The following is a 25,741-nucleotide window of genomic DNA, read 5'->3' as shown; positions in this document are numbered from 1 at the left end:
TCTGGCAGGATTAATAGTTTTATAACTCCTTAATCTTGATAGCATTATTAGCCATTTAACCCTAAAGCTTCAGCTTCTTTTTGCATAGCCTTTATCGTTTCTTCAATTAGTTCATTAAGATCCATACCTAACATCTCTGCACCTCTTGAAATTACTTCCCTATCAACACCTGAAGCAAACTCTGTTTGTTTCCACTTCTTTTTAACAGATTTTGTTTTAACATCCATAATACTCTTACTTGGTCTCACAAGTGCAGTTGCAGTTATAAGACCAGTTAATTGATCAACAGTATACAATACTTTTTCCATAGTTTCTTTTGGTTCTACATCAGTACAAATCTTCCAACCATGGCTCTCAATTGCTCTTATGTACTCTTCTGGCCACTTTTCTTTTTCTAATAGTTCTCTAACTTTATGGCAATGCTGTTCAGGGTATAATTCATAATCTAAATCATGAATGAGGCCTATTGTTCCCCACTTTTGTACATCTTCATCGAACTTTTCTGCAAAGTGAACCAATGTTGCTTCTACAGCTAAAGCATGGTTAATCTGACGCTCGTCATTTACATATTTCCGTAAAAGTTCGTAAGCTTCAGCTCTAGTTGGAATATTATTTTCCATATGAACCACCTTTCTGTTATTTTTTTATATTTTAACATATTACTTTCCTACATTGATTAATTAAAAATTTACCCAAGAAAATTTCTAAATTGTGATACATATTATAAAAATTATGTTACAATGTCACCACATTTAGAAATTAGTGTAACATATATAGTAATCACTTTTTTGAGGAGGTTTTTTTAATGAAAAATGCACTTAATTATACAAATTCTTATTTTAAAAAAACACATTATAATTTACCAATAGCAACATTAGTAGAAACAGCTGTTGCTAGAGGTGAAGGTGTTCTCACTTCAAATGGCGCACTACGTGTAAAAACTGGTGAATATACCGGACGTTCTCCCAAAGACAAATTTATAGTAGACGAAGAATTAATAAATTCTAAAATTAATTGGGGAGAGATAAATAGATCTATTTCTGAAGAAAGTTTTGATCAACTATATTCTAAAGTTATGAAACATTTAAGTAATCGTGAAGTTTTTATATTTGATGGTAAAGCTGGTGCTGATTCTGACCACAGCCTTTCTTTACGTACTATAAACGAACGTGCCTGGCATAACCTTTTTGTTCAACAATTGTTCATTAAAGACAACAAAAAGTCTTCAACTCCGGAGTGGACTTTAATTAATGCACCTACATTCAAAGCTGATCCAAATGAAGATGGTACCAACTCAGAAGTATTTGTCATTGTATCATTTAAGAAAAAAACCGTATTAATTGGTGGTACCGAATATGCTGGTGAAATGAAAAAATCAATTTTTAGTGTATTAAACTACTTATTACCAGAAAAAAATGTTTTACCTATGCACTGTTCTGCTAATATTGGAAGCAATGGTAATGTTAGTCTATTTTTCGGCCTCTCTGGAACTGGTAAGACCACTTTATCTGCTGATCCGAATAGATTGTTAGTTGGTGATGATGAACATGGTTGGACTGAAAGAGGTATTTTCAATTTCGAAGGTGGCTGTTATGCAAAATGTATCGGGCTGAAAAAAGAACAGGAACCACAGATTTTTAATGCAATAAAGTTTGGTTCTATCCTTGAAAATGTTATATTAGATCCTAAAACAGCAACACCTGATTTTGAAGATAACACATTAACTGAAAATACAAGAGCAGCGTATCCCATTGAGCACATCCCTGGTGTTTTAGAAACTGGAATTGCAGGACACCCAAATGTAATCATATTTCTTACTGCTGATGCTTTTGGTGTCTTACCACCTGTTTCTAAATTATCTAAAGAACAGGCTATGTATCATTTCTTATCAGGTTATACTTCTAAATTGGCAGGAACAGAACGTGGTGTGACAAATCCAACAGCCACTTTCTCAGCTTGTTTTGGAGCACCTTTTATGCCACTTAAACCAGAAAAATATGCTGAAATGTTAGGAGAAAAAATTGAAAAGCATAATGTAAAAACTTATCTTGTAAATACTGGTTGGACTGGCGGACCATATGGTGAAGGTTCTCGAATTAAACTTTCTTACACTAGAGCCATGATTTCTGCAATACAAGATGGTAATATTGAAAATACATCCTACTCAAAAGATGAAATATTTAATGTTCAAATTCCAAATGAAGTCACTGGAGTACCTACAAATGTTCTAAGACCTCGAAAAACATGGGATGACCCAAATGAATATGACAATAAAGCACAAGAATTAGCAGAGCTATTTCAAGAAAACTTTAAACAATTTAATGTATCAAAAGATATCTACGAGGCCGGACCTAAAGCTTAAATTATCTAGCATCAACAGTTTTCTGTTGATGCTTTCTTTTTGTCTGATAAAATTAAAAGAAACAAAAGATTTTTTTGGGAAAGAAAAACGTAGAGAGTACTTTAACAGGGGTGATGTATATGTCTCCAACTTTTGAAAGTACATGTCCTTTAAATTGCTGGGACTTATGTGGACTTAATGTAACTGTTGAAAATAACAAAGTTATTGATATCAAAGGACAAAAAAATCACAGAATTACTAAAGGGTTTATTTGTCAAAAAGGAAAAAAGTTTGTAAAACGAATTTATGACTCTGATAGACTAACAAACCCTTTATTAAAAGGAAACGAGAGTTGGAATGAGATTTCCTGGGATAAAGCTATTAAGATTATTAGTTCTAAGCTTCAAGATTGCATCAATAATGATAGTAGATCTATCCTATTTTATTCTGACTCTGCTCATGGTGGTGTTTTAAAAAATTTAGAGTCACGATTTTTTAATGCATTAGGAAATGTAACCGTACCAAGGGGAACATTATGTTGGAGTGCTGGAATGAAAGCTCAAGATCTAGATTTTGGGTTAAGTGTAAGTCATGATTACAGTGATATTTTAAATTCTAATTTAGTACTTATATGGGGACGAAACCCCTCTGATACTTCTATTCACCAGATGTATTATATAAAACTAGCTCAAAAGAACGGAACGAAGGTAATAGTTATTGACCCTAGAAAAACAAGGACTGCTAAACAAGCAGATGAATATATTTCCTTAAAACCCGGGACTGATGGTGCTCTAGCTCTTGCTATGGCTAACCATATAATTACAAATAATTACCATGATAACAAATTCATTTCTAGATATGTTAAAGGATTTAAAACTTTTAAAAAGCATATTGAAAAATACACTCCTAAATGGGCCTCTAAAGAAACAGGAATTGATGAAAACAAAATTAAAGAATTAGCTTATGAATATGCGAATCTCGGTTCATCATCAATTTTAATTGGTTATGGTATACAACGTTATACTAATAGTGCTAACACAGTTAGGTCTATCGATTCTCTTGCCGCTATCACAGGTAACATAGGTATCCCAGGTGGTGGAGCTAATTATGCAAATAAACAGGTAACTAATTTTATTGATATCCCACTGTTAACCTGGTAGTCATCTTAATAGGAATCACCGAACATTTTCTAAAGGACGCTTAGCTGAATTTATTCTTAAAGAAGATAATCCACCGATTGATTTAATGTTTGTAACTAGAGGGAACCCTTTTTTACAAGCTCCTGATACTAATAAAGTGTACCAAGCTTTTAAAAGAGTTAACTTTAAAATAGTAGTTGATATGTTTATGACAGATACTGCTAAAAATGCTGACCTTATACTTCCATGTACTAGTTTTCTTGAGGAGGAAGATATATATATAACTTCTATGGGGCACAACTATGTTTCTTATGGATCTAAAGTAATCAATAATTTAAATAATACAAAAAGTGATCGTGAAATATTTAATTTACTTGCTAATGAAATGAATTTAAAAGAGTTCCCTATTAAAGATTCTAATGAATGGCTAAAAGATGCTATTAAACCATTAGAACATCAGAAAGGATTAACATTTAGTATGATAAAAGAAGAACCATACCCTTTACCTGAAGCACCATTACAATCATGGAAAGATAAAAAATTCTTAACTCCAAGTGGTAAGTTCGAATTATATTCAGAAAAAGCTAAAGAAGAAGGGATTAGTCCTTTAGCTGAATATTTAACTCCATTTAAAGATTTTCAGACTGAATATGATTTACATTTTCTAACCCCACATTACAAGGGATCTTTACATTCACAACATTTTAAAGATAAAGAACAAAATTCACTTGGCATAGCATACATTAATCCTAAAACAGCAAACGATAAACAAATTTCAGAAAACGATATAGTAACTCTAATCTCCCCTGCTGGCTCTCTTTCAGTACAGATAAAATTTGAAGAGACTTTACGAGAAGATAGTGTTTATATGTATGAAGGACAATGGATAAACAAAGGCGGAAGTGTCAATACTTTAGTTGTAGATAATATATCTGATGCTGGAGATCAAGCCGCTCTCTATGAAACTAAAATTAAGATAGAAAAAGTATAATAAAACCGTGGTTACACCACGGTTTTATTTGATAAATTAAGTTAGGTGGTTCTATGATACCTTTAAAAGATAATATTAGATCAAAAAGTTTTCCTTTAGTAACAATTACCTTAATAATCTTTAATGTGCTTATATATATCTATCAAAGTACTTTAACAACAGAAAATCTTCACTTCCTTGTAACTAGTTTAGGATTTATCCCACAAAGAATTGTATTAGAAGAAATAATAAATAACTCCTCTATATATCCACTAATTACTTTTTTAACTTCAGCTTTTTTACATGGTAATTTTATTCATTTAGCTAGTAATATGTTATACCTTTGGATATTTGGTGATAACATCGAAGATAAGCTTGGTAAGTTTTGGTTTATAGTCTTTTATCTATTAGCAGCTATCATAGGTAATATAGCACATTTAATGAGTGAACCAACTTCAGCTTTACCTGCTATAGGAGCTAGTGGTGCTGTAGCAGGTGTTTTAGGTGCTTACTTTATATATTACCCTTATTCAAAAGTGCTAACGTTAGTTCCAATAGGAATTTTTTTCACAATTTTTCATATCCCAGCTGTTATTTTTTTAGGAGTATGGATATTACTTCAAAGTATAAATGCTATTGCTCCATTAGCTGGTGAAGCAGTTTCAATAGCTTGGTGGGCGCATATTGGAGGTTTTTTACTAGGTGTGGTATATGCAATTGGTAATCGCTAGTATACTGTATATTCCATAAACCGTCCAGTAGTTTTAGCTATTTCAGTACCTAGTAGTTTTTTTACTAAATAAAATGACATATTTATACCAGCAGAGATTCCACCAGAGGTAATAATATTTTCTTATCAACAAATTTTTGATCTTTAATCACCGTTATTTCATCAAAACTTTCAAGCTGATCAAAGCTTTTATGATGTGTTGGGGCCTTTTTTCCATTCAATAATCCTGAATTTGCTAATAATAAAGCACCAATACAAACAGATGTTGTAACAATCGTGTTTTGATTTTTCGTTCTATTAAAGTCTAATTTTTTCATTATTTAATTGTTCTCTAACCCCTAGTCCCCCAGGTACAACTAAAATATCATAGTTGTTATTAGTGTCAAAACTCTTATCTGGTTGTACTTGTAATCCATGTCTACAGTTAACTTTTTCATTAGATTCTGCTATTGTTTCTACATTAAAAGGTGTCATCCGTAGTATCATAAGATTGTCCTTTAAAACGAATCACAGAAAACTCCTCGTAAAGACCCGCAAAATCTAACACTTCAACATCATCGAAAATTAATATACCTACATTGTATTGTTTCAAAAGATCACCACCATTAATAGTTATTTTAAACTAACTTATCATAATTTGATCAAAATGAAAATTCTTTAATTATATCTGAAGGAAAAATTCAATTATTGAAGAAGATAATATGAAAATATAACTAGGGGTGTCCATTTTGAGACTAATTATTCTGATAATTATGATCTTATTAATTTGGTCTGTTGACAAAATAATATATACAAAGCTTAAAAAAATGATAAACATAGAATTAATAGAAAGGAAAAATTGTAGTTTTATAGAATGATTTAAGTAAGGATTTTAAACGGCAGAGTAGGTATCATGCGTAAAGTGCTAAGAGATGGGATGTTGCTCTTAGACGAAGGGAAGTCACCTGCGATATGATATCGCATCCGCTGTCACAATAAAGAGTGAAGGAACACCTCCTTCTTTCTTGTTGTGGCCCTCTGCCATCAACAAAGAAAGAAAGGAGGTGTTTTTATGTCTAATAAGAATCAAATATTAAATCTTAATTTTTCAAGTAAACAACTTGCTACTGCAGGATTATTAGTAGCTATGGAGATAATTTTTACACGGTTCTTTTCGGTTATGATTCCAATAGGAGGAATTGGTGGTATCCGTTTAGGTTTAGGCCCTGTTCCAATTATTATATCTGGACTTTTATTTGGTCCTGTTCTTGGAGGATTTGTTGGTGGAGGCGCCAATATCCTAGGGTTTTGGATGAATACTTATGGTGTTGCATTTCCTAACCCTTTGATCTTTTTGGCTACAGTTATGTATGGTGTTTTACCACCTTTAATACTAAAGTTTTTAAAATCTAGTCAACCACCGTCAAGAGTACATATGTGTATAGCAATCTTAATCACACAACTTGTAAGCTCAATTTTCTTAACAACTTATGGTCTACAATTCATATATGGTGTTCCATTTATCTCTATACTACCACCAAGAATATTATCTAATTTTGTGTTAATACCCGGATATAGTATTATTTGTACCTTTATTTATACTAAGATTTATCAATCACCAGCGGTTAAAACAATTCAGAATAACCCGTAAAAGCAGGGGAGCTCCCTTGCTTTTACATACCTATATAAAGAAGAATATTAAATAAATATCCAGCAAAGATTGCTACAACTATCACTGTAATTATATAAGTTATTAATAATTTCTTTTTAAATATAGAATTTAACATAGTAAGTTCTGGTAAACTAGCTCCTGTTCCACCAATTACTAAAGCTATAACTGCACCAACATTCATTCCATGATCTATTAAAACAGAGCTAATTGGTAAAATTGTTGCTTCTCTTACATACATTGGAATACCAATAATAGATGCTATTGGTATAGATAATAAATTATCTGGACCTGCAATGTTAACTATTAACTCTTGTGGCACAAAACCATAAATAAAGGCACCGACGCTAGCTCCTAATATTAAAAAAACAAAAACTTGCCTAAATAGGCTACCAGCAAAATAACTAGCATTTTTAAGTCTTGGAAGTATTCGCTCAAAAAAAGAGCCTTCTAAGTCAGCTGCTTCACTTCCCTCACAGTCTTTAACTACTTTAACTTGTTTAAGCTCTTTTTCAAATCCAAACTTTTCTAAAAACATTCCTATTATAACTGATAGAGGAAATAAAATAACCCAATAAACTACTGTTATTTCTACACCAAATAATGCTAACATCAGGAATATAACAATTGGATTTAAAAGTGGTGATGCAAAGAAAAAACTCATTGTGATTCCAAAGGGAACTCCACTTTTTAATAAACCTAATGTAATTGGTATAGTTGAACAAGTACAAAAAGGTGTTAATGATCCGAAAAACGCCCCTATTATATTACCAAAAATACCTAATCGTTTATTATCTAAGTAATTTTTTATTTTATCTGGATTTACGTATTCCTGTAATAAACCTACTAAAAAACTAATTACAACAAAGAGTAATATAAGTTCTCCTAATAGATAAGCAAAAAAATCAGCTACTTCAATTAAATATTCAGTATCAAACATGTAAGTTACCCCTTTCAAACTCTTTACTGGTTTTCTGCCTCTTCTTTTTCATCGTTATTTACTTGTTGTGATTCATCTGACTCAATCCTAACTCCACAACACCCTTCTTTCTTTCCGCTGCTCAAAAGATTACTAAGTAAGCTCTTTATTTTGCTCATATTCTCTCTCCTTTCAGTTTATATTTACCCTCAATATATTGACCCACTATATATTATGGCAAAATTATCTATAAGTGTCAATTAATAAAAAACCTATGTATTTATAAGCTAGAATCTTCTTTTATTATTCGATCAAGAAAAGGTAATATATCATCCCAAGCTTCCTTTGCTTGATAGTATGCTGTTTCTCCTAATTCAGTTAAATAATATACTTTTCGTTCTCTATTATTAACAACAGAAGTTTTAACTTCTGCATAACCCTCTTCACATAGTTCTTTTAATATCGGATAAACTGATCCATAAGTCGGTGTACAACATCCTTCTGTAAACTGTTTTATTTCATTTAATATACCATAACCATGTAATGGGTTTGTTTTTAAAGTTCTAAGAATCAGAAACTTAATAACAGCCATATTAATTAATGATTTCCAATAATCCTTTTTAATAAGTTTCATTTTTAATTTCCTCCAATTAACTATTTAGTTATAATATAATAGAAAACCAGGCGCTTTTACCTGGTTTTAATCTAAAATTTCCTCTATGACTACCTTATCTTCTTTATCAATCTCATCAATTCTCACTGATACTATCTCGGTCTTAGAGGTAGGTAAGTTTTTACCTATATAATCTGCTCTAATAGGTAGTTCACGGTGACCCCGATCAACCATTACTGCTAACTGTATACTTTTAGGGCGTCCAATGTCTACAAGGGCATCTAAAGCCGCTCTTGCAGTTCTTCCGGTATATAACACATCATCTACTAAAATTACTTTCTTATCTTCTATTGAAAATGGTATTTCATTGTTATTAACTACAGGTTGATCAGCTACTGTTGAAAGATCATCTCTGTAAAGAGTAATATCTAAGTTAGCAGTTGGCACCTTGTCTCCCTCAATTTTTTCAATTGATTCTTTTAAGCGCTCTGCGAGGGGTACACCTCTCGTTTTAATACCGATTAAAGCTAGATCACTAGTCCCCTTGTTTTTTTCAATAATTTCATGGGAAATCCTTGTTAAAGTTCGCCTTATCTTATCTTGATCCATTATTACAGCTTTTTCTTTTACATTCAATTAGCTCACCTCCGAATTTATCTATATCCTTTTTCTTTTACGAGAAATCAATAGTTACCAGAATTATCATTATAATTCAGGTAACTCCATAGATTCATTGTAATCATAATAAGTTTGTTCTAATCTAATTTCTGTTTCTAATACTGACCCAAGTTGAGTCATTTCTCTTTCATCAGTTTCTTCTGCTATACTTTCCATATCAAAAGTTTGAGTCACATCTATATCACTAAACACAATTTTTTCTTTCTGTGCATCAATTACTAATAATAACTCCATATCGGTTTTTAAATTATTAATTAAGCTATCTACAATGGAATCATCAACTTCAGGCATATGTTGTTCTTCAAACTCTTCTAAAGTCAGGTCCATAACCTTATCAGGATCAGGCATTATTTCAAATGTCTCATAACCATTTTCATATCCGTCAAGATTTTCAATTTTTTTAATCTCTGCATTTTCCACTAGAAGTGAATAATCGTCATATAAATCCATTTCTAATTGTTCTTGCATTTCCTTAATCTCATTTTTATTTGTAGTAGGTGATGTAGTTTCAACCTTTATATTACCATCCTTATTCAAAAGTGCACCTTCAACCTCTTGACCCATAGTACTCATTGTCATATCTAAATAATAATTATTTTTTCCTAAATACTTCATATCAGATTCATAAGACATAACAACATCCATAATATTCATATCCATATGAATGTCAGAACGATAACTATCAGCTTTTTCTAGGTTTTTAATCCCTATTTCTAGTAGTTCTTCTCCAGTATGATTTGCTTCATCCTCACATCCATAAACAAATAAAAAAAGGAACAAGGTAAGTAATAACATAAAAATTTTTTTCAAAGTAATTCCCCCTCTTATATTATAACCAAATCTAACTAATATGTTCTACATAATATGTATATGTCCTTCAAAAAAAAGTGCCTTCTAATCACACTAGAAGGCACTTTTTTAACTTATTCTGTTACAAGTTCTAATTCTACTGGAATATATTCATCAATTTCTTCATCTGTCAAGAAGTCAGATGAAACCTCTACCCCCATAGAACCTATTAATTCTGGTTGTTGAGCTACTGTAGCCGCCATACTTCCTTCAGAAACAGCTTCTCTTGCATCATCAGTAGCATCAAATCCTACTACCATAATATCTCTTCCGGAATCTTCGATTGCACGAAGTGCCCCTAATGCCATTTCATCATTGTGAGCAAAAACAGCATCGATCTCCTCTTCAGCTTGTAATATGTTTTCCATAACACTAAGACCTTCTTGTCGGTTAAAATTAGCTGTTTGTGATGCTATTACTTCAAGATCACTATCATCGATAGCATTATTAAACCCTTCACCTCTATCTCTTGTGGCAGAAGCTCCTGGTACACCTTCTAATTCAACTACTTTACCTTCATTATCAAGCTCATCTACAATAAAATCTCCTGCCATTTCTCCGCCAGCTACATTATCTGAAGCAACGTGAGAAACTACTTCTCCACCTTCTGAACTTCTATCTAACGTTACCACTGGAATATCTGCATCATTAGCTATAGTAACAGCACTTTCTACTGCCTCACTATCTACAGGATTAATTAAGATTAAAGACACTTCTTGTTGTACTAAATCTTCTACATTTGAAAGTTCCTGAGATGAATCATCCTGAGAGTCTAATACAGTAAGGTCATATCCCATATCTTCTGCTTCTTCTTCTACTCCTTCTTCTAATGAAACAAAGAATGGATTATTAAGTGTTGATACCACTAAACCGATTGTTTCTTTGTCCTCATCACCTTCTGCTGGCGCATCTCCACATCCTACGAAGATTGCTAACATAAGTGATATTAGCCCTCCTACAACTAATACTTTTTTAATGTTACTCATAATAATAACCCCCTAATTAATTTTTTATAAAGAAGCTGATTAATCAGCTTTCTTTCGATCTAATAAAACAGCTATTAAAATAACAGAACCTCGAACAACTAACTGATAGTATGAAGAAACGTTAAGAAGGTTTAGACCATTATTTAAAACCCCAATGATCATTGCACCTATAAAGGTTCCTAAAACACCACCCATTCCACCAGCTAGGCTTGTACCACCTATTACAACTGCTGCAATAGCATCTAACTCAGCACCATCTCCTGCTGTTGGTGGCGCTGATCCAAGTCTTGAAATTTCAATCATAGCACTTAAGGCTGCAGTAAATCCTGATAAGGAATACGCAAACAGCTTAACTTTATCAGTATTTATGCCAGTCAATTTAGCAGCATGTTCATTACTACCAGTAGCATAAATATACCTACCTGTTCTCGTTTGGGTTAAAACATAATAAGCTAGTAAGAAAACAACGATTGTAATAATAACCGGAACAGGTATTATTCCAATCATTCCACGACCTATGAAATGAAAACCTTCACCCAAACCACTTATAGGTCGCCCATCACTTATAACTAATGCACCACCTCGAGCAATTGTCATCATAGCTAATGTTGCTATAAATGGTGGAACTTTTCCTTTAGTTATAATTAGTCCATTAAAAAAGCCTAATGCACTCCCAGCTATTAGACCAATAAAAATTGCTATAGGAGCTGGTAGACCTAATTGTGCAACTGTTGCAGCACTAACACCAGAAAAAGCTAATACTGAACCAACTGATAGATCAATTCCACCAGTTAAAATAACAAACGTTAGCCCTACACCCATAATTGCATTTAAGGAAGTTTGTCTTAATACATTAAATAAGTTAGATATTGTTAAAAATCTTGGAGTTAAAAGCGCAAGAACAAGGCATATTAAAACCAACCCTATTAAAGACCTTAATTTAAACAACTTACTTTTTACATCATCTTTTTTTAAAGTATCTACAATATGTTTAAGTTTAGTCTTCAAGGTATTCAAATAATCCCTCCTAAGCATTCACAGCTTTTTCCATTATTTTTTCTTGTGTTGCATCCTGATGTGAAAACTCACCAGTTACTCTGCCATCGTGCATGACAAGGATTCTATCACTAATACCCATTACTTCAGGTAATTCTGAAGATACCATTATTATTACTACATCTTTTGCTTTAAGTTCATTAATTAAATTATATAATTCTACTTTTGCTCCTACATCAACACCTCTAGTAGGCTCGTCTAAAATTAGAACTTTTGGGTCGGTCATTAACCATTTACCAAATACTAATTTCTGCTGATTTCCACCGCTTAGATTATTTACTTTCTGATTCATATGAGGGGTTTTAACAGTTAATTTCTCAATATATTCATTTACCTTGGTTCTTTCTGATTTTTTATCAATCTTACCTAATGAAGTTGAGAAAAAGTCTAAAGACGCTAGTGTCATATTTCTATAAACTTCGTGTTCTAAAAATAAGCCTTCTGATTTTCTATTTTCAGATAAATAAGCAATCCCTCTCTTAATAGCATCCTTAGGAGAATTTAGTTTGGCTTTCGAACCATCAAGTAATATAGTTCCATCACTGGGATAAACACCAAATATAGTTTTACATAGCTCAGTTCGTCCTGATCCCATCAATCCAAATATACCTAAAACTTCTCCTTTTTTAGCTTCTAAGTTTATATTATAAACTAATCCTGATGAACTTACATTTTGTAATTCTAATACAGTTTCTTTTGGTATTGGCTCTTTCCATGGAAACTTATTTTCTACATCTCTACCAACCATCATTTGAATTAATTCTTCTGTATTCGTCTCAGACACTTTTTTTGTATCTACATATGACCCATCTCTTAAAACTTGAACTCTATCACAAATTTCAAATATTTCTTCTAACTTATGACTTATATATATAATACCTTTACCAGATGTTTTAAGAGATCTAATAACTTTAAATAGGGATTCTATTTCTTGAGGAGTTAAGGCATCAGTAGGTTCATCCATAATAATAATGTCACAATTCATAGATAATATTCTAGCTATTTCAACCATCTGTTGAACAGCTATACTATACTCTTTAACAGGACGAGTAACATCAACATTTCTAATCCCTAACTCTAATAAAAGTTGTTCACTTTCTTTATTTAAGGCTTTCCAATCAATTTTTTTAAAAAATGAATGCAACTTTTCTCTACCTAAAAAAATATTTTCTGTAACAGAAAGATGAGGTACTAAGCTTAACTCTTGATGAATAATTCCAATACCATTTTCCATAGCAGTTTGAGGGGAATCTATCTTAAGTTTTCTTCCCCTAACCTCTAAACTTCCTTCATCTTCACTATATACACCACTTAATATTTTCATAAGTGTTGATTTACCTGCACCATTTTCCCCTAATAAAGCTAAAACTTCACTATCATTAAGTTCTAGGTCTACATTATCTAATGCTTTAACTCCTGGAAAGGTTTTTGTTATGCCTTTCATATTTAAAAGAGACATTAAAACACCACTCCGGATTTTAAAATTATATTAGAAAACGGTGTATACTCTCCAGTTCTGATAACTGCCTTTGATTTATTAGATTCAATCTTAAAACTATGATGTGTAACTTCTTTTATTTTAATTTCTGGGTTATGTTTTTTTAAAATTGCTACAATTTCTTCATACAGTTCTTGATTACTTTCTTTAGTTTCACTTGCAAGGGTCACTTCTTCAACTACTAACTCAGATAATACTACATCTAAGGTTTCTAAAAATTTAGGTATTCCTTCTTTTAAAGCAAGATCTATTCTTTCTACATCTTGGTTTATTGGCAGACCTGCATCTGCTATAGTAAGCTTGTCCGTATGTCCCATCTCTGCAATTGTGCGTGAAATTTTACTATTTAATAATGGTGTTTTTTTCATGTTATATTTCCCCTTTCTCTAGATACATCTCGACCTGATTTGCTGTTGGTAGTGAACTTTGAGCTCCTTCTTTTATAACAGTAAGAGCAGATACAGCTGAAGCATATTGTAAAGCCTCTTTGATACTCTTACCCCTCCAAATACCAAAGGTAAGTCCGGCCGTAAAACTATCTCCAGCTGCCGTAGTATCTATTGCATTAACATTAAAACTTTCTATAAAAGTATAACTTGTTTTATCTATATGAAGCGCTCCTTTAGAACCTAAAGTCACTACTACATTTTGTACCCCTAAATCAATTAATGATCTAGATGCTGTAATTAAATCATCATCTGTTTTAATCTCTCTTCCGGAAATAATAGAAAGTTCAGTTTGATTTGGTGTTAATAAATAAACTTTTTCTAAAAGTTCATTAGGTAGAGTAAGACCAGGTGCAGGGTTTAATACTACTTTTGTCCCGACATCAAAAGCAAGCTCAATACCTTTTGTTACTATATCCAAAGGGGTTTCTAGTTGTGTGAGTAAAAAATCAGATTCTCTTATATCTTTTTTGAAATTATCTACCCACTTCAAATCAACTTTACTATTAGCACCAGAATAAACTAATATAGTATTATTTCCTTTACTATCTACCGTGATAAATGCATTTCCTGTATTTATATCAGTCATCTGTTTAACCCCAGAGATATCAATACTCTCTTTTTGTAAACTTTCTAATAAACTATCACCTAAATCATCATCTCCAACAGCACCAATCATCTTAACATCACTACCTAGTCTAGCAGCTGCTACAGCTTGATTAGCACCTTTCCCCCCTGGAAATTTAGCATTATCCTCTGCAAGTAAAGTTTCTCCTTCTTTAGGTAATCGAGAAACATAATAAACAAAGTCCATATTCAAACTACCTAGTACAGATAGTTTCATATCATCACCTCCTAAAAGTTACTGAGTCTCGAACAATTAGCTTTGGTTCTAATTCATGTTCTTTTTTAGGTATTTCTTTATCCTCGATTTGATTGATTAAAAGTTCTGTTGCAAGCTCCCCCATTCTATAAGATGGTTGTGCTATAGTAGTTAAAGCAGGATCTACAAACCGTGATATTTGAATATTATCAAATCCTATTACAGAAATATCCTCCGGCACTCTTAAGCCATGATTTTTTATTTCTCTCATTGCTCCAACTGCCATCAAATCATTAGCAGATATAATCGCCGTTATCTCAGGGTCTCTATTAAGTAATTCCTTAACTGCTTTTTCACCAGTCTCAACTTTATAGTCACCATAATATATCCACTCTGATTTAGTTTCTAATCCATTTTCTTCCACAGAACTTCTGTATCCTTTTAATCTTTCTTTTGCAGTAACAGACGTCTCAGGCCCTGAAATGAAACCAATTTTTTTATGGTCTTTTTCTACTAGATAATTCACACCTAACAATAGACCATTATAACCATGTGTATAGACCTTAGGTATTCTTATATCACCCGTTATACCTCTATCAAGTAAAACTAATGGGGATTTTATTTTACTTAATAGGTCTTCATGTTTTAAAGTGGATTCAGTAGAACTTGTGAAAATGATTCCATCTACACATTTTTCTTTGAGAATATCTAAATATAATTGTTCCTTATCTAAATTATCATCTGTATTACACAAAATCATATTATATCCCATTTTATTTGCTGTGTCTTCGATTGCTCTTACAATTTGAGGAAAAAAAGGGTTTGTAATATCAGGTATAATCAATCCTATAGTTTTAGTACGTTTTGTAATTAAACCTCTTGCTAAATAATTAGGTTTATAATCAAGTTCTCTGGCTGTTTCTAATATTTTTTCTTTAGTCTCTTTTTTAATACCCACTTCTTTATTATTAAGTACCTGGGAAACAGCAGTTATTGACACCCCTACTCTAGAAGCAATATCTTTAATAGTAGTCATAAAAAACCCCTTTAACTAAAACGTTTTAGTAAAACCTTTTAGTTGTAGTTTATATTATAATTTATTCTCCGTCAAATAGTTAATTGAAAATTATGAGTCTAAATTTTAGTTATTTTTACCATAGCGTAAACTAAACTATTTCGCCTGATTGTGTATAGAGATCATGCTATTCAAGATGTAGTAAACTAAAAAAAATGATACTATTTATGTTGAAAAGCTGGTTATGCTCCGAATAATATCGGGCGGAATTTAAAAAAGGGATTGACCTAATTATTAGGTCAATCCCTTTTTTAAAAGATTATACTATACCAAGTTTTGTGGATTAATGGCCTCTTTAACTTCTTCTGTTAGTAACCCTTTCTCTTGAAGTACTTCATATAAGGTTTTGTTTTCTTGGTCTGCTTTCATTCCTATTTGAGACGCCATATCATAACCTAATGTAGGGCTTAATCCTGTCACTAATGAAAGACTTTCATCCATCCATTTGTTACATATTTCATCATTTACTTGTATACCAGAAATGCATTTTACCACAAGTGTATCAATAGCATTTGTTAGTAGTTCAATAGAATGAAGAAGTGTATAAGCAATCATTGGCATCATAACATTTATTTCTAATTGACTAGCTTTAGCAGCAGATGAAATAGCTGCTTCAAAACCGATAATTTGACAACACACCATATGAGTCATTTCAAGTATAGCTGGGTTAACTTTTCCAGGCATTATTGTAGACCCTGGTTGAACAGCAGGAAGTGTAATCTCATATAAACCTGTTCTAGGACCAGAACTAAGTAAACGTAAATCACTAGTAATTTTAATGAGATGAACTGCTAACTCTTTTAAAGTCTGCATACACCGAATTGGACCATTCATATTTTGCATAAATGAAAACATATTAACAGGTTCTCGAAAAGGTAAGTTTGTTCTGTTTCTAACTTCTTTAATAACTTTAGGTATATAATTAGAAGGTAAATTAATTTTAGTTCCTACAGCATTACCACCTAAACCAATTTCAGATAATTCATCCAATCTCTCTTCAAGCTGATAATAAATCATACGAATTGTTTCACTAAAACCTGAAAACTCATGTCCAAGTCGTATAGGTACCCCATCATGTAAATGGGTACGTCCTGCTTTAAGAACAGGCATAAATTGTTCAGCTTTTTTTCTAGTTCTTGTTGTAGCTGAAAAAGTATTGGAAGTAAACCATTAGTAATAGATTCAACAGCAGCTATATTTAGAGCTGAAGGAAAAGTGTCGTTTGTTGATTGCGACATATTTACATGATCATTAGCTTTTATATTTTGTCTTCCCTCGGTTATTTCAAAAGCACGATTTGCAATCACTTCATTAGCATTCATGTTTTGAGAGGTCCCTGCTCCTGCTTGATAAACATCTACCACAAAATGATCATCGAATCTTCCATCAATTACTTCCTCACAGGCTTTAATAATTGCTCGCCCTATATCAGTAGATAATACATCTAGCTCCATATTGACAGTTGCAGCTGAAGCTTTAATTATTCCTTGAGCTCTAATAAAAGATCTCGGCAGTGTGATTTCGCTTATTTGAAAGTTATCTACTGCCCTTTGTGTTTGTGGCCCATAATAAGCTAATTTAGGAATCATTATGTTACCTAAAGGATCACTTTCCATACGATGTTGTTTGTTAAAATCCATGGTTGTCTCCTTTCCTATCAATAAATATCATTTATAGTATTTCCTTTTTAGATTTGACTAATCACAGTGATTAATAAATGTAGTCAATGTTAGCTCTAAAAAACCTTTAAAGCTTGTGATAGATTTTAAAAAAAAGATAGGATCAACCATAGTTTTATTATAGACAATCGATATAGAAAAGATTGACATCTAGCTTACATAATTAAATTGATAATTGACTCATTACTTTCTTGGTTTCTTAGGCATCTGATGTAGTGGGAGTCCTGTTATATCTAAAGCAGCTTCCCATAAAGTCTCACTTAACGTAGGATGAGGATGGATTAAATCCACAAGATCGTTAATCTTCAACTTATTTTTTACAGCCAATGTCCCTTCTTGAATTAAGTCAGACGCATTAGGTCCTAGTATATGAACACCAAGTACTTCTCCAGATTCCTTATGAGAGATAATTTTTACTTGACCTTCAACTTTTCCAGCAGCAAGAGCTTTTCCATTAGCCCCAAAAGGAAACCGCCCTACTAAATATGGGATTTCTTGTTCTTTTAAAGAACTTTCATTTTCACCCACTGAAGCAGCTTCTATAGTAGTGAATACACAACCAGGGACAGCTCTATCATCATACTTATATTCTTTACCCATAGCATTTTCTGCTGCTATGATTCCTTGGTGATTTGCTACATGGGCTAACATAGAACTATTACTCGCAACATCACCTATTGCATATATTCCATCAAAACTTGTTTCCATTTTTTCATTAACAATAATCCCGTCTTTATTAGTCTTAAGATCTAGTTCATCTAACCCTTCAAAATTAGGTATTCTTCCCCTAGATACCAAGACTTTATCAGCAGTTATTTCCTCTAATTTTTCTTTGCGTTTTATTTGAACAGTTACACCCTCGCTATTTTCCTGATCCTCTATTTTAGACACTTGACTTTTAGTAAGAACATTGACTCCCGATTTTTTAAGCATACTAAATAATCTTTGAGCAATATCATCATCTAGTGGAGACAGATAAGGTGTACGCTTAATTAAGGTAACATTTACTCCAAAATTAGCCATAATTCCGGCAAGCTCAACACCAGTTACTCCACCACCAATTACAACTAAATCATTCACTAACTCTTTAGAATCCAATATCTCATCTGTCCCGATAACATTTGGATGTTCTATACCAGGTATATCTGGTATAGATGGTTTTGATCCAGTTGCGATTATAACTCTTTTAGCGGCTATTTCTTTTGTGGACCCATCATTTAAAGATATTACAGCACGTTTGTCTGGTTTAAGGCTACACTTACCATAGATGGTCTTCACATTATTTTTCTTTAGTAATTTTTCTACACTATTTTTTAATTGTTCAATAACTTTATCTTTTCTTTCTTGAACACGATCATAGTTCAGTGATATATTAGAAACTTCAAAACCAAACTCCTCACCTTTCTTAGCATCAGTATATTTCTCTGCACTCTGATGAAGAGTTTTTGTTGGTATACACCCTCGGTTTAGACATGTCCCACCAAGTTCGTTTTTCTCTACCATAATTACACTAGCACCTAATTGGGCACCCCTAAGGGCTGCAACATATCCTCCGGGACCACTCCCGATGACTAAGAGGTCTACATGTTCCATTTTATTTAAACACCTCCATCTAAAACTTTTAAATACTGCCCACCTTAAGGTGGGCAGTATTATTAAATGTAATTACTCTTCAGGATACCATCTTACTACTGGTTTTCTTGCAGCAGAAGCTTCATCTAATCGACCAATAGGAGCAGTATGAGGTGCATTTTTCACTATATCGGGGTCTGTTTTTAGTTCTTCTGCAATTGTTTTCATTACCTCTATATAATCGTCAAGAGATTCTTTAGATTCTGTTTCTGTAGGTTCGATCATCATTGCTTCTTCTACAATCAATGGAAAGTAAACCATTGATGGATGAATTCCGTAATCTAAATGTCTTTTTGAAATATCCATAGTTGTTACACCATACCGTTTCTTTTGTTTATTTCCACTTAACACAAATTCATGTTTACATGGTTGTTGATCATGGTCTAACTGATATGTGTCTTTTAAGTTATCTCTTAAATAGTTAGCGTTTAAAACAGCATTTTCACTTACTTTCTTTAACCCTTCTCCACCCATATATCGCATATAAGAATAAGCTTTAATAATTACATTGATGTTACCATAATAACCATGAACTTTACCAATAGTATTAGGCACATCATAATCTAGAACAAACTTATCATCCTTTTTCTTAATATCTGGTACTGGTAAAAAAGGTTCTAGATCTTTTTTCACTGCTATAGGTCCACTACCAGGTCCTCCTCCTCCGTGAGGAGCAGAAAAAGTTTTATGAAGATTCAGATGAACTACATCAAATCCCATATCCCCAGGTCTTGCATATCCCTGAATTGCATTTAAGTTAGCACCATCATAATATAATAGACCACCTACTTCATGTACGGCTCTTGCTATTTCACTAATTTCTACTTCAAATAAACCAAGTGTATTAGGGTTTGTAAGCATTATACCTGCAACATCTTCATTTAAATGTGCTTTTAGATCATCAACATCTACTAACCCTTTATCATTAGACTTAATCTCAACCAATTCAAACCCAGCCATTGCGGCACTAGCTGGATTTGTCCCGTGAGCAGAATCAGGACACAATATTTTAGTACGGGTTTCACCTTTTGATTCTAAATATGCCTTCATTACTAATAACCCTGTTAATTCTCCATGGGAACCAGCAGCTGGCTGAAAAGTCACTCGATCCATTCCTGTAATTTCATTTATCCATTTTTCAGCATTATAAAGTAGCTCTAATGTACCTTGCACTTGATCTTCAGATTGATAAGGATGAACATTAGTAAATCCAGGCAAAGAAGCAATATCTTCATTAACCTTTGGATTATATTTCATAGTACAAGACCCCAGTGGGTAGAATCCTCTGTCAACATGATGATTTTTAATTGACAGTTCAATGTAATGTCGTATCGCTTCATTTTCTGTGACTTCAGGTAATTTTGGTAGTTGAGTCCTTATTTTTTCACTTGGTAATAATTCTTCAAGATCTTTTTCTGGTACGTCACAGTCAGGAAGAGAGAATCCTTGTCTATCACTTCCTCCTAATTCAAAGACAAGAGCAGTTTGTTTTTTCATTTAATCCCCTCCAATTCGTGTACCAATCTGTCAATTTCTTGCTTAGTTCTATTTTCAGTTACACAAAGCAACATATGATTTTCCAGTTCAGGATAAAAACGTCCTAAATCAAGCCCACCAACTATTTGCTTATCCAATAATTTGTTATTCAATTCACTTGGAGGCATAGGTGTTTTTATAACAAATTCCTTAAATGATGGTTGGTCGAAGGCAAGTTCATATCCTTCAAGTAATTTGATTTTATCTTTTAAGTAGTTAGATTTTTGAATACATAGGTTAGCAACTTCATTTAGACCTTTTGGTCCCATTAATGTGAGGTAAATACCAGCGGCGAGAGCGTTCAAAGCTTGATTTGTGCAAATATTAGAGGTAGCTTTTTCTCTGCGGATATGTTGTTCTCTAGTTTGTAAATTCAGTACAAATCCTCTATTACCTTCTTTATCACTTGTTTCTCCAATGATTCTACCTGGCATTTTTCTTATCAATTTTTTAGTACTCGCAAAAAAACCAAGTAAAGGACCACCGAAATTCATAGGATTACCTAAACCTTGCCCGTCTCCAACAACTATATCCGCGCCATAATCTGCAGGAGGCTTCATTAGTCCAAGAGCTATAGGATCAGTACATACAACAAACATAGCCTTATTTTCTTTCAGTTTTTCTTTTATTTCGTCTAATTCTTCTAAGTTTCCAAAAAAGTTAGGTGTCTGAACGATATAACAAGCTACATCCTTCGATAATGAATTATATAAGTCCTCGTTATTTGTTACACCATCTGTTTTTGCTACTGTTTTCACTTGAAAACCTTGATTTTCAACATATGTTTTCAATACCTCTCTGTAGCTTGGATTAACAGTTTCAGATACAAGTACAATATTACCTTTAGTAGATTTAAGACTCATCAAAGCTGCTTCAGCCACAGAAGTTGCACCATCATATATTGAAGCATTTGCTACTTCCATTCCTGTTAGTTCAGATATCATTGTTTGATATTCAAATATTGTTTGTAATGTACCTTGACTTGCTTCAGCTTGATATGGTGTATAAGCTGTATAAAATTCGCTTCTACTAACTATATGACTAATCACACTAGGAATATAATGATCATAAACACCTGCACCAATAAATGGTGTGTACTCAGTTAAGTCTTCATTCTTCGATGCTAATGTCTGGAAATGTTTCAAAAGTTCTGGTTCAGATAATGAACCTGGTAAATTCAAATCTCTTTTTAATAAAACATCTTTCGGGATATCTGAAAAAAGTTCTTCAACAGATTCCACCCCTATGGATTCTAACATCTCCCTACGCTCTTTTTCTGTATGAGGTAAATAGTTGTAGTTCAAAACTATTCCTCCTCTTCGATTTCTTTTAAATATTTTTCGTACTCTTCAGCACTCATAAATTCTTCTAATTCACTTTCATCAGCTAATTCAAAAACAGCAATCCATCCTTTTCCATAAGGATCTTGATTGACTGATTCTGGTGAGTCTAAGAGTTCTTCGTTTACCTCCTTTATAGTTCCAGAAATCGGTGAATAAGTATCGGCTACAGCCTTTACTGATTCAATCACTGTAAATGTTTCTTCTTGTTCATATTCGTCGTCCTCCTCTGGTAGTTCAACGAACACGATATCTCCTAACTGGTTTTGTGCATAATCTGTTACTCCTACAGTAACTTTGTTCTCCCCTTCTTTTCTAAGCCACTCATGATTCTTTGTGTAAAGAAGACCTTCACTAATTTTTGTCATTTTATCCCCTCCCATAAAAAGGTGTTTTAACAATCTTTGCCCTTGCAGTTCTATTTCTGATTTTAACCTCAAGTTCTGTACCTATTTCATTATATTCAGGGTTTATAAAACCAAGTCCAATGACTTTATCTAAAGTTGGAGAATGAGATCCTGAACTAACAAAACCAATTTCTTCTCCATCTTTCTCTATAGTATAACCTGTTCTTGGTATCCCTTTATCAAGCATTTCAAAACCGACTAAAGTTTTTGGTAACCCTTGTTCTTTTTGCTTTTGTAGAACATTCTTCCCAATAAAATCTTTATCCTTTTTTAATTTAACAAAAAATCCTAGCCCCGCTTCTAATGGAGTAATCTCCGGAGAAAGTTCATTACCATATAAAGGTAAGCAAACTTCAAACCGCAGGACATCTCTTGCTCCTAAACCTATCGGTTTAAGCCCATCTGTTTCACCCACTTGTTCTAGTCTCTCCCATATCGCTTTAGTATCTGAAGCATCTGAATAAATCTCAAACCCATCTTCTCCTGTATAACCTGTTCTTGATAAAAGGACTTCAAAATCATCTAGTTTTACATTAGCAAAGTTAAAAAATTTGATATTCTCTAGTGGATAATCAGTTAGTCTTTGTAATATTTGTTCTGCTTTTGGTCCTTGAATAGCAATTTGTCCGTACTCATCAGAATAATCTTTTACTTCTACTCCTTCTATCTGATGTTTTTTTAGCCAATCATAATCTTTTTTTGTATTCGTAGCATTAACAACTAATAGATACTTATTTTCTTGTAATCTATAAACTACAAAATCGTCTACTACTCCTCCGTTTTCATAGCACATTAGTGTATATTGGATTTTACCATCTTTTAATTTAGTAACATCATTTGTGAGCATTTTTTGTAAGAAATTTTCTGAATTTGGACCCTCTACGATTATCTCTCCCATGTGTGATACATCAAAAAGCCCTGCATTAGTTCTAGTATCATTAACTTCCTCTATAATACTAGAAAACTGAACTGGTAAATACCAGCCACCAAAATCGATTACCTTACCTCCCCTCTCCTTATGAATATTGTACAAAGGGGTTTTTTGGGGTTCTGACAAAAAATCACCTCCATCTAATAATAGTTTTTAAATATTAAAACTTACATTATAATCCATTATAATCCATTATAGCGTGGCTGTCAAATGGCACCCAAATAACATCAATTTACCCTTCAAGTCTACACTCAAGGTTTTGAAAGGCGTAATTTCAATATGACAAAATAAGTAAATTTATAAATTTACTTTAGGTTGCCTACTAGAGTTTAAATGAAATGGTAAAAATAGCGAAAAACTATAGACGTTAATGGTAAGTGGTAAAGATGAAAGTTTATAGATAAAATACATAAATATACCATAAGAGGAAAGATAGGTACCTGATCTCCTAAACTTATGTAAAACTAATCAATAAGGGAAATACACCGTTTTGAAGCATTTTCTGATCCGCATATTACAAGAACTTTTCACCTTGTAGTTTTTCTAAAGTACTAACCACCACTTGAGGACTCGTTTATTTTTGATAATAGTACTCTCACCTGGAAAAATCAGAAAGATTGATATGCATTCCATCTTTACCAAAAAATAAATCACCTAAGTCTATTGTCCTTTAAACGATTATGAAATAAATAATTTATTTTTCTATACCATTATTGCAAAAAATTCTAGAAAAGCACCCCTTTTACTTGGGGTGCTTTATGATATACCTGATAATAAGACAATAATTCCGATACCTAGTAATAATGAGGTATCACTAACCTTCTCAACAATCCTTTTATTTCCTAAGTCATATTTTAAAAAAGGTATTAAAAAGGATGCTGCACTTAACATATAAAATATATTAGTTAATTCAGTTGGTCCATAAACTGATGTAAGCTCACCCAAAGAATATAATCCTGTGAATGATGCAAAGGCTAATCTCCATTTCAAGCTGATACAAGCTTTATTTTTTAGCCTTAATACTGCAAGCGCAATTATTACCCAACCAAAATAATGGATAGGAACCAATCCTATCACCCCCACTTATCCCTTTACATACTATATGGGGATCATTTTTGTTTAGTGAATACTTAAGGGAAATAATTTTAACTTATTAAGATTTTTTAAACTTATGTATTATGTGACTCTTTTGTACAAATACTACAAAAAATATGATTATAGGTGATAATTATGCGAAAAATCAAGGATAGAATAATACTTGGTGTTGTTTCAGGAATTATTGGAGGAATACCAGGTGCACTATTCAACTCTTTTGAGTACAAGAAAGGGCTTGTAGATGTCAAATACGGACAAATGGCAGCAAGCCTGTTCACAACTAAAGACAGAGTTAACACTTTTAGTGGAAGAACTTTAGGTAAACTAGCAAATTTCATTTTAACTAGTACCCTAGGTACAGCAATAACTTATACTTTATCTACTACAGGACGTGACTATGCCATAACAAAAGGAATGGGAATCGCAAGTCTTTATTGGTACTTATTATTTGGTGTATCCCCTAGACTTATCGTTCCTGCTAAAAGTAAGAAAGCAAGTTCAAACTTATTAAGCCTAGTTGATCACTTGGTTTTTGGTGCTTTTACTAGTGTTTTAATTACTAAACTCGGAGACGACCCATTATTTAGAGATAACAACAAAAGAACCCCGTTAATAAGACTCTTGAATAAAATAGGTAGATAACCTTTTATAAAAATGACAAGCCAAAATAAGGCTTGTTATTTTATAAAAGTTAGAGAGTGTAAAATAAACGGTGTAAACCTTCCGAAATGATGTATAATAAAAATAGAATAAGAGGTTTGCACCGTTATGAATTTGATAGACAAAAAGCAAGTAAGAGAAATGATGAAACAAGGTAAACTAAAAGATGTAAATGATATTCAAGAAGTTTTGAAGGAGCAATTTGGTGAACTAATAGAAGAAATGCTAGAAAGTGAACTTGATCATGAACTGGGTTACTCAAAGTATGATTACCGAGAAAAGGAAACTACAAATAGTCGAAATGGAAAGAGAGAAAAACAACTAAGGTCAAATTATGGCAATAGAAATCGAAGTACCAAGAGATCGTGAAGGCGAATTTGAACCACAAATAGTGAAAAAGAACCAGAGAGATATATCAAGTATTGATGATCAAGTATTAAGTATGTATGCAAAGTGTATGACGGTAAGAGATATACAAGCTCATTTACAAGATCTTTATGGCGTAGATGCTTCACCTACATTAATCTCTGGAATAACAGATAAAATAGTACCTTTGATTAAAGAATGGCAAAATCGTCCATTATCAAGAGTCTATGCACATGTAGTCATGGATGCCGTTCACTACAAAGTGAGACAAGATGGACGAATAGTGAATAAAGCAGCATATATGGCTATTGGGATTGATTTAGA

The 25,741-nt window shown here is 32.6% G+C and carries 28 protein-coding genes, 2 pseudogenes and 1 riboswitch; of the genes and pseudogenes, 7 read left to right on the top strand and 23 right to left on the bottom strand.

Annotated elements, in window-relative coordinates; genetic code table 11:
- Positions 1–47: 47 nt before the first annotated feature.
- Positions 48–620, bottom strand: coding sequence for an HDIG domain-containing metalloprotein (locus tag CDO51_RS10780; RefSeq protein ID WP_089024272.1), 573 nt, complete (start codon positions 618–620; stop codon positions 48–50).
- A 185-nt stretch (positions 621–805) separates the two neighbouring features.
- Here CDO51_RS10780 and pckA point away from each other — a divergent pair, with 185 nt between their 5' ends.
- The 4 genes from pckA (at position 806) to CDO51_RS10760 (ending at position 5,181) form a co-directional block, all read left to right on the top strand.
- Positions 806–2,362: a phosphoenolpyruvate carboxykinase (ATP) gene (gene pckA / locus CDO51_RS10775; RefSeq protein WP_089024271.1), complete on the top strand. Its 1,557-nt coding sequence runs from the start codon at positions 806–808 to the stop codon at positions 2,360–2,362.
- Positions 2,363–2,481: 119 nt separating this feature from the next.
- The gene (locus CDO51_RS10770; RefSeq protein WP_158212428.1) at positions 2,482–3,501 is read left to right on the top strand and encodes a molybdopterin-dependent oxidoreductase; all 1,020 of its coding nucleotides are present in this window, start codon (positions 2,482–2,484) and stop codon (positions 3,499–3,501) included.
- Between the two features lie 85 nt (positions 3,502–3,586).
- Positions 3,587–4,471: a molybdopterin dinucleotide binding domain-containing protein gene (locus CDO51_RS10765; protein WP_089024269.1), complete on the top strand. Its 885-nt coding sequence runs from the start codon at positions 3,587–3,589 to the stop codon at positions 4,469–4,471.
- A 53-nt stretch (positions 4,472–4,524) separates the two neighbouring features.
- The gene (locus CDO51_RS10760; protein ID WP_089024268.1) at positions 4,525–5,181 is read left to right on the top strand and encodes a rhomboid family intramembrane serine protease; all 657 of its coding nucleotides are present in this window, start codon (positions 4,525–4,527) and stop codon (positions 5,179–5,181) included.
- Positions 5,182–5,263: 82 nt separating this feature from the next.
- Here the strand turns inward: CDO51_RS10760 and CDO51_RS14425 are convergent, their stop codons facing one another.
- Genes CDO51_RS14425 through CDO51_RS15090 form a run of 3 tightly spaced genes read right to left on the bottom strand, consistent with a single transcriptional unit; the run spans position 5,264 to position 5,772 of the window.
- On the bottom strand, positions 5,264–5,497 hold the full coding sequence (locus CDO51_RS14425) for a type 1 glutamine amidotransferase family protein (protein WP_205842228.1): 234 nt from the start codon (positions 5,495–5,497) through the stop codon (positions 5,264–5,266).
- Positions 5,478–5,654 carry a DJ-1/PfpI family protein gene (locus CDO51_RS14420; RefSeq protein WP_205842227.1) on the bottom strand — a complete coding sequence of 59 codons (177 nt, stop codon included), beginning with the start codon at positions 5,652–5,654 and terminating at the stop codon, positions 5,478–5,480. The genes CDO51_RS14425 and CDO51_RS14420 overlap by 20 nt, the downstream gene beginning before the upstream one ends.
- Complete coding sequence (locus CDO51_RS15090; protein WP_276207031.1) at positions 5,641–5,772, bottom strand: hypothetical protein; 132 nt, start codon at positions 5,770–5,772, stop codon at positions 5,641–5,643. Before CDO51_RS15090 ends, CDO51_RS14420 begins: the two co-directional genes overlap by 14 nt.
- Before the next feature lie 285 nt (positions 5,773–6,057).
- A riboswitch (THF riboswitch) is annotated at positions 6,058–6,151 on the top strand.
- A gap of 80 nt (positions 6,152–6,231) precedes the next feature.
- Here CDO51_RS15090 and CDO51_RS10750 point away from each other — a divergent pair.
- Complete coding sequence (locus tag CDO51_RS10750; RefSeq protein WP_089024267.1) at positions 6,232–6,810, top strand: folate family ECF transporter S component; 579 nt, start codon at positions 6,232–6,234, stop codon at positions 6,808–6,810.
- 22 nt (positions 6,811–6,832) lie between these two features.
- On the opposite strand, the gene CDO51_RS10745 is transcribed toward CDO51_RS10750, so the two are convergent.
- The 19 genes and pseudogenes from CDO51_RS10745 to CDO51_RS10665 all read right to left on the bottom strand — a co-directional run bounded on the left by CDO51_RS10745 (position 6,833) and on the right by CDO51_RS10665 (position 24,364).
- Positions 6,833–7,768 (bottom strand): permease, encoded by a 936-nt coding sequence (locus tag CDO51_RS10745; RefSeq protein ID WP_089024266.1) that lies wholly within the window; start codon positions 7,766–7,768, stop codon positions 6,833–6,835.
- Positions 7,769–7,791: 23 nt separating this feature from the next.
- Positions 7,792–7,926: a hypothetical protein gene (locus CDO51_RS15085; RefSeq protein WP_276207030.1), complete on the bottom strand. Its 135-nt coding sequence runs from the start codon at positions 7,924–7,926 to the stop codon at positions 7,792–7,794.
- Between the two features lie 101 nt (positions 7,927–8,027).
- Positions 8,028–8,381, bottom strand: a complete 354-nt coding sequence (locus CDO51_RS10740; RefSeq protein WP_089024265.1) for a PadR family transcriptional regulator — start codon at positions 8,379–8,381, stop codon at positions 8,028–8,030.
- 66 nt (positions 8,382–8,447) lie between these two features.
- The gene (gene pyrR, locus CDO51_RS10735; RefSeq protein ID WP_089024264.1) at positions 8,448–8,996 is read right to left on the bottom strand and encodes a bifunctional pyr operon transcriptional regulator/uracil phosphoribosyltransferase PyrR; all 549 of its coding nucleotides are present in this window, start codon (positions 8,994–8,996) and stop codon (positions 8,448–8,450) included.
- A 69-nt stretch (positions 8,997–9,065) separates the two neighbouring features.
- Positions 9,066–9,848, bottom strand: coding sequence for a hypothetical protein (locus CDO51_RS10730; RefSeq protein WP_089024263.1), 783 nt, complete (start codon positions 9,846–9,848; stop codon positions 9,066–9,068).
- Between the two features lie 113 nt (positions 9,849–9,961).
- A complete protein-coding gene (gene rbsB, locus CDO51_RS10725; protein WP_089024262.1) occupies positions 9,962–10,873 on the bottom strand; it encodes a ribose ABC transporter substrate-binding protein RbsB in 912 nt (303 codons plus the stop codon).
- 39 nt (positions 10,874–10,912) lie between these two features.
- The gene (locus CDO51_RS10720) at positions 10,913–11,890 is read right to left on the bottom strand and encodes an ABC transporter permease (RefSeq protein WP_205842226.1); all 978 of its coding nucleotides are present in this window, start codon (positions 11,888–11,890) and stop codon (positions 10,913–10,915) included.
- Positions 11,891–11,900: 10 nt separating this feature from the next.
- Positions 11,901–13,388: a sugar ABC transporter ATP-binding protein gene (locus tag CDO51_RS10715; RefSeq protein ID WP_089024260.1), complete on the bottom strand. Its 1,488-nt coding sequence runs from the start codon at positions 13,386–13,388 to the stop codon at positions 11,901–11,903.
- A complete protein-coding gene (gene rbsD, locus CDO51_RS10710; protein WP_089024259.1) occupies positions 13,388–13,795 on the bottom strand; it encodes a D-ribose pyranase in 408 nt (135 codons plus the stop codon). Before rbsD ends, CDO51_RS10715 begins: the two co-directional genes overlap by 1 nt.
- A 1-nt stretch (position 13,796) precedes the next feature.
- On the bottom strand, positions 13,797–14,717 hold the full coding sequence (gene rbsK / locus CDO51_RS10705) for a ribokinase (protein WP_089024258.1): 921 nt from the start codon (positions 14,715–14,717) through the stop codon (positions 13,797–13,799).
- 4 nt (positions 14,718–14,721) lie between these two features.
- Entirely contained in the window at positions 14,722–15,732 is a 1,011-nt protein-coding gene (locus CDO51_RS10700) for a LacI family DNA-binding transcriptional regulator (protein WP_089024257.1), read from the bottom strand.
- Positions 15,733–16,035: 303 nt separating this feature from the next.
- On the bottom strand, positions 16,036–16,140 hold the full coding sequence (locus CDO51_RS15505; protein WP_240503556.1) for a hypothetical protein: 105 nt from the start codon (positions 16,138–16,140) through the stop codon (positions 16,036–16,038).
- 309 nt (positions 16,141–16,449) lie between these two features.
- Positions 16,450–17,360, bottom strand: a pseudogene (locus CDO51_RS14765) (lyase family protein); the annotation flags it as partial.
- Positions 17,361–17,633: 273 nt separating this feature from the next.
- Positions 17,634–19,043: a dihydrolipoyl dehydrogenase gene (lpdA, locus tag CDO51_RS10690; RefSeq protein ID WP_089024256.1), complete on the bottom strand. Its 1,410-nt coding sequence runs from the start codon at positions 19,041–19,043 to the stop codon at positions 17,634–17,636.
- Positions 19,044–19,115: 72 nt separating this feature from the next.
- Positions 19,116–20,579, bottom strand: a complete 1,464-nt coding sequence (gene gcvPB / locus CDO51_RS10685; RefSeq protein WP_089024255.1) for an aminomethyl-transferring glycine dehydrogenase subunit GcvPB — start codon at positions 20,577–20,579, stop codon at positions 19,116–19,118.
- Positions 20,576–21,922, bottom strand: a complete 1,347-nt coding sequence (gene gcvPA, locus CDO51_RS10680; protein WP_089024254.1) for an aminomethyl-transferring glycine dehydrogenase subunit GcvPA — start codon at positions 21,920–21,922, stop codon at positions 20,576–20,578. The genes gcvPB and gcvPA overlap by 4 nt, the downstream gene beginning before the upstream one ends.
- A 2-nt stretch (positions 21,923–21,924) precedes the next feature.
- A complete protein-coding gene (gene gcvH / locus CDO51_RS10675; protein WP_089024253.1) occupies positions 21,925–22,326 on the bottom strand; it encodes a glycine cleavage system protein GcvH in 402 nt (133 codons plus the stop codon).
- Between the two features lies 1 nt (position 22,327).
- Positions 22,328–23,422, bottom strand: a complete 1,095-nt coding sequence (gene gcvT, locus CDO51_RS10670) for a glycine cleavage system aminomethyltransferase GcvT (RefSeq protein WP_089024252.1) — start codon at positions 23,420–23,422, stop codon at positions 22,328–22,330.
- Positions 23,423–24,052: 630 nt separating this feature from the next.
- Complete coding sequence (locus CDO51_RS10665; protein ID WP_089024251.1) at positions 24,053–24,364, bottom strand: hypothetical protein; 312 nt, start codon at positions 24,362–24,364, stop codon at positions 24,053–24,055.
- A 162-nt stretch (positions 24,365–24,526) separates the two neighbouring features.
- Between CDO51_RS10665 and CDO51_RS10660 the strand changes: the two genes are divergently transcribed.
- Together CDO51_RS10660 and CDO51_RS15500 are read left to right on the top strand one after the other, a co-directional pair.
- Positions 24,527–25,033, top strand: coding sequence for a hypothetical protein (locus CDO51_RS10660; protein WP_089024250.1), 507 nt, complete (start codon positions 24,527–24,529; stop codon positions 25,031–25,033).
- 126 nt (positions 25,034–25,159) lie between these two features.
- Positions 25,160–25,741: pseudogene (locus CDO51_RS15500) on the top strand (IS256 family transposase); the annotation flags it as partial.

The sequence above is a fragment of the Natranaerobius trueperi genome (genome assembly GCF_002216005.1).
Classification (GTDB): domain Bacteria; phylum Bacillota; class Natranaerobiia; order Natranaerobiales; family Natranaerobiaceae; genus Natranaerobius_A; species Natranaerobius_A trueperi.
This window is presented reverse-complemented; position numbering and strand designations above follow the sequence as displayed.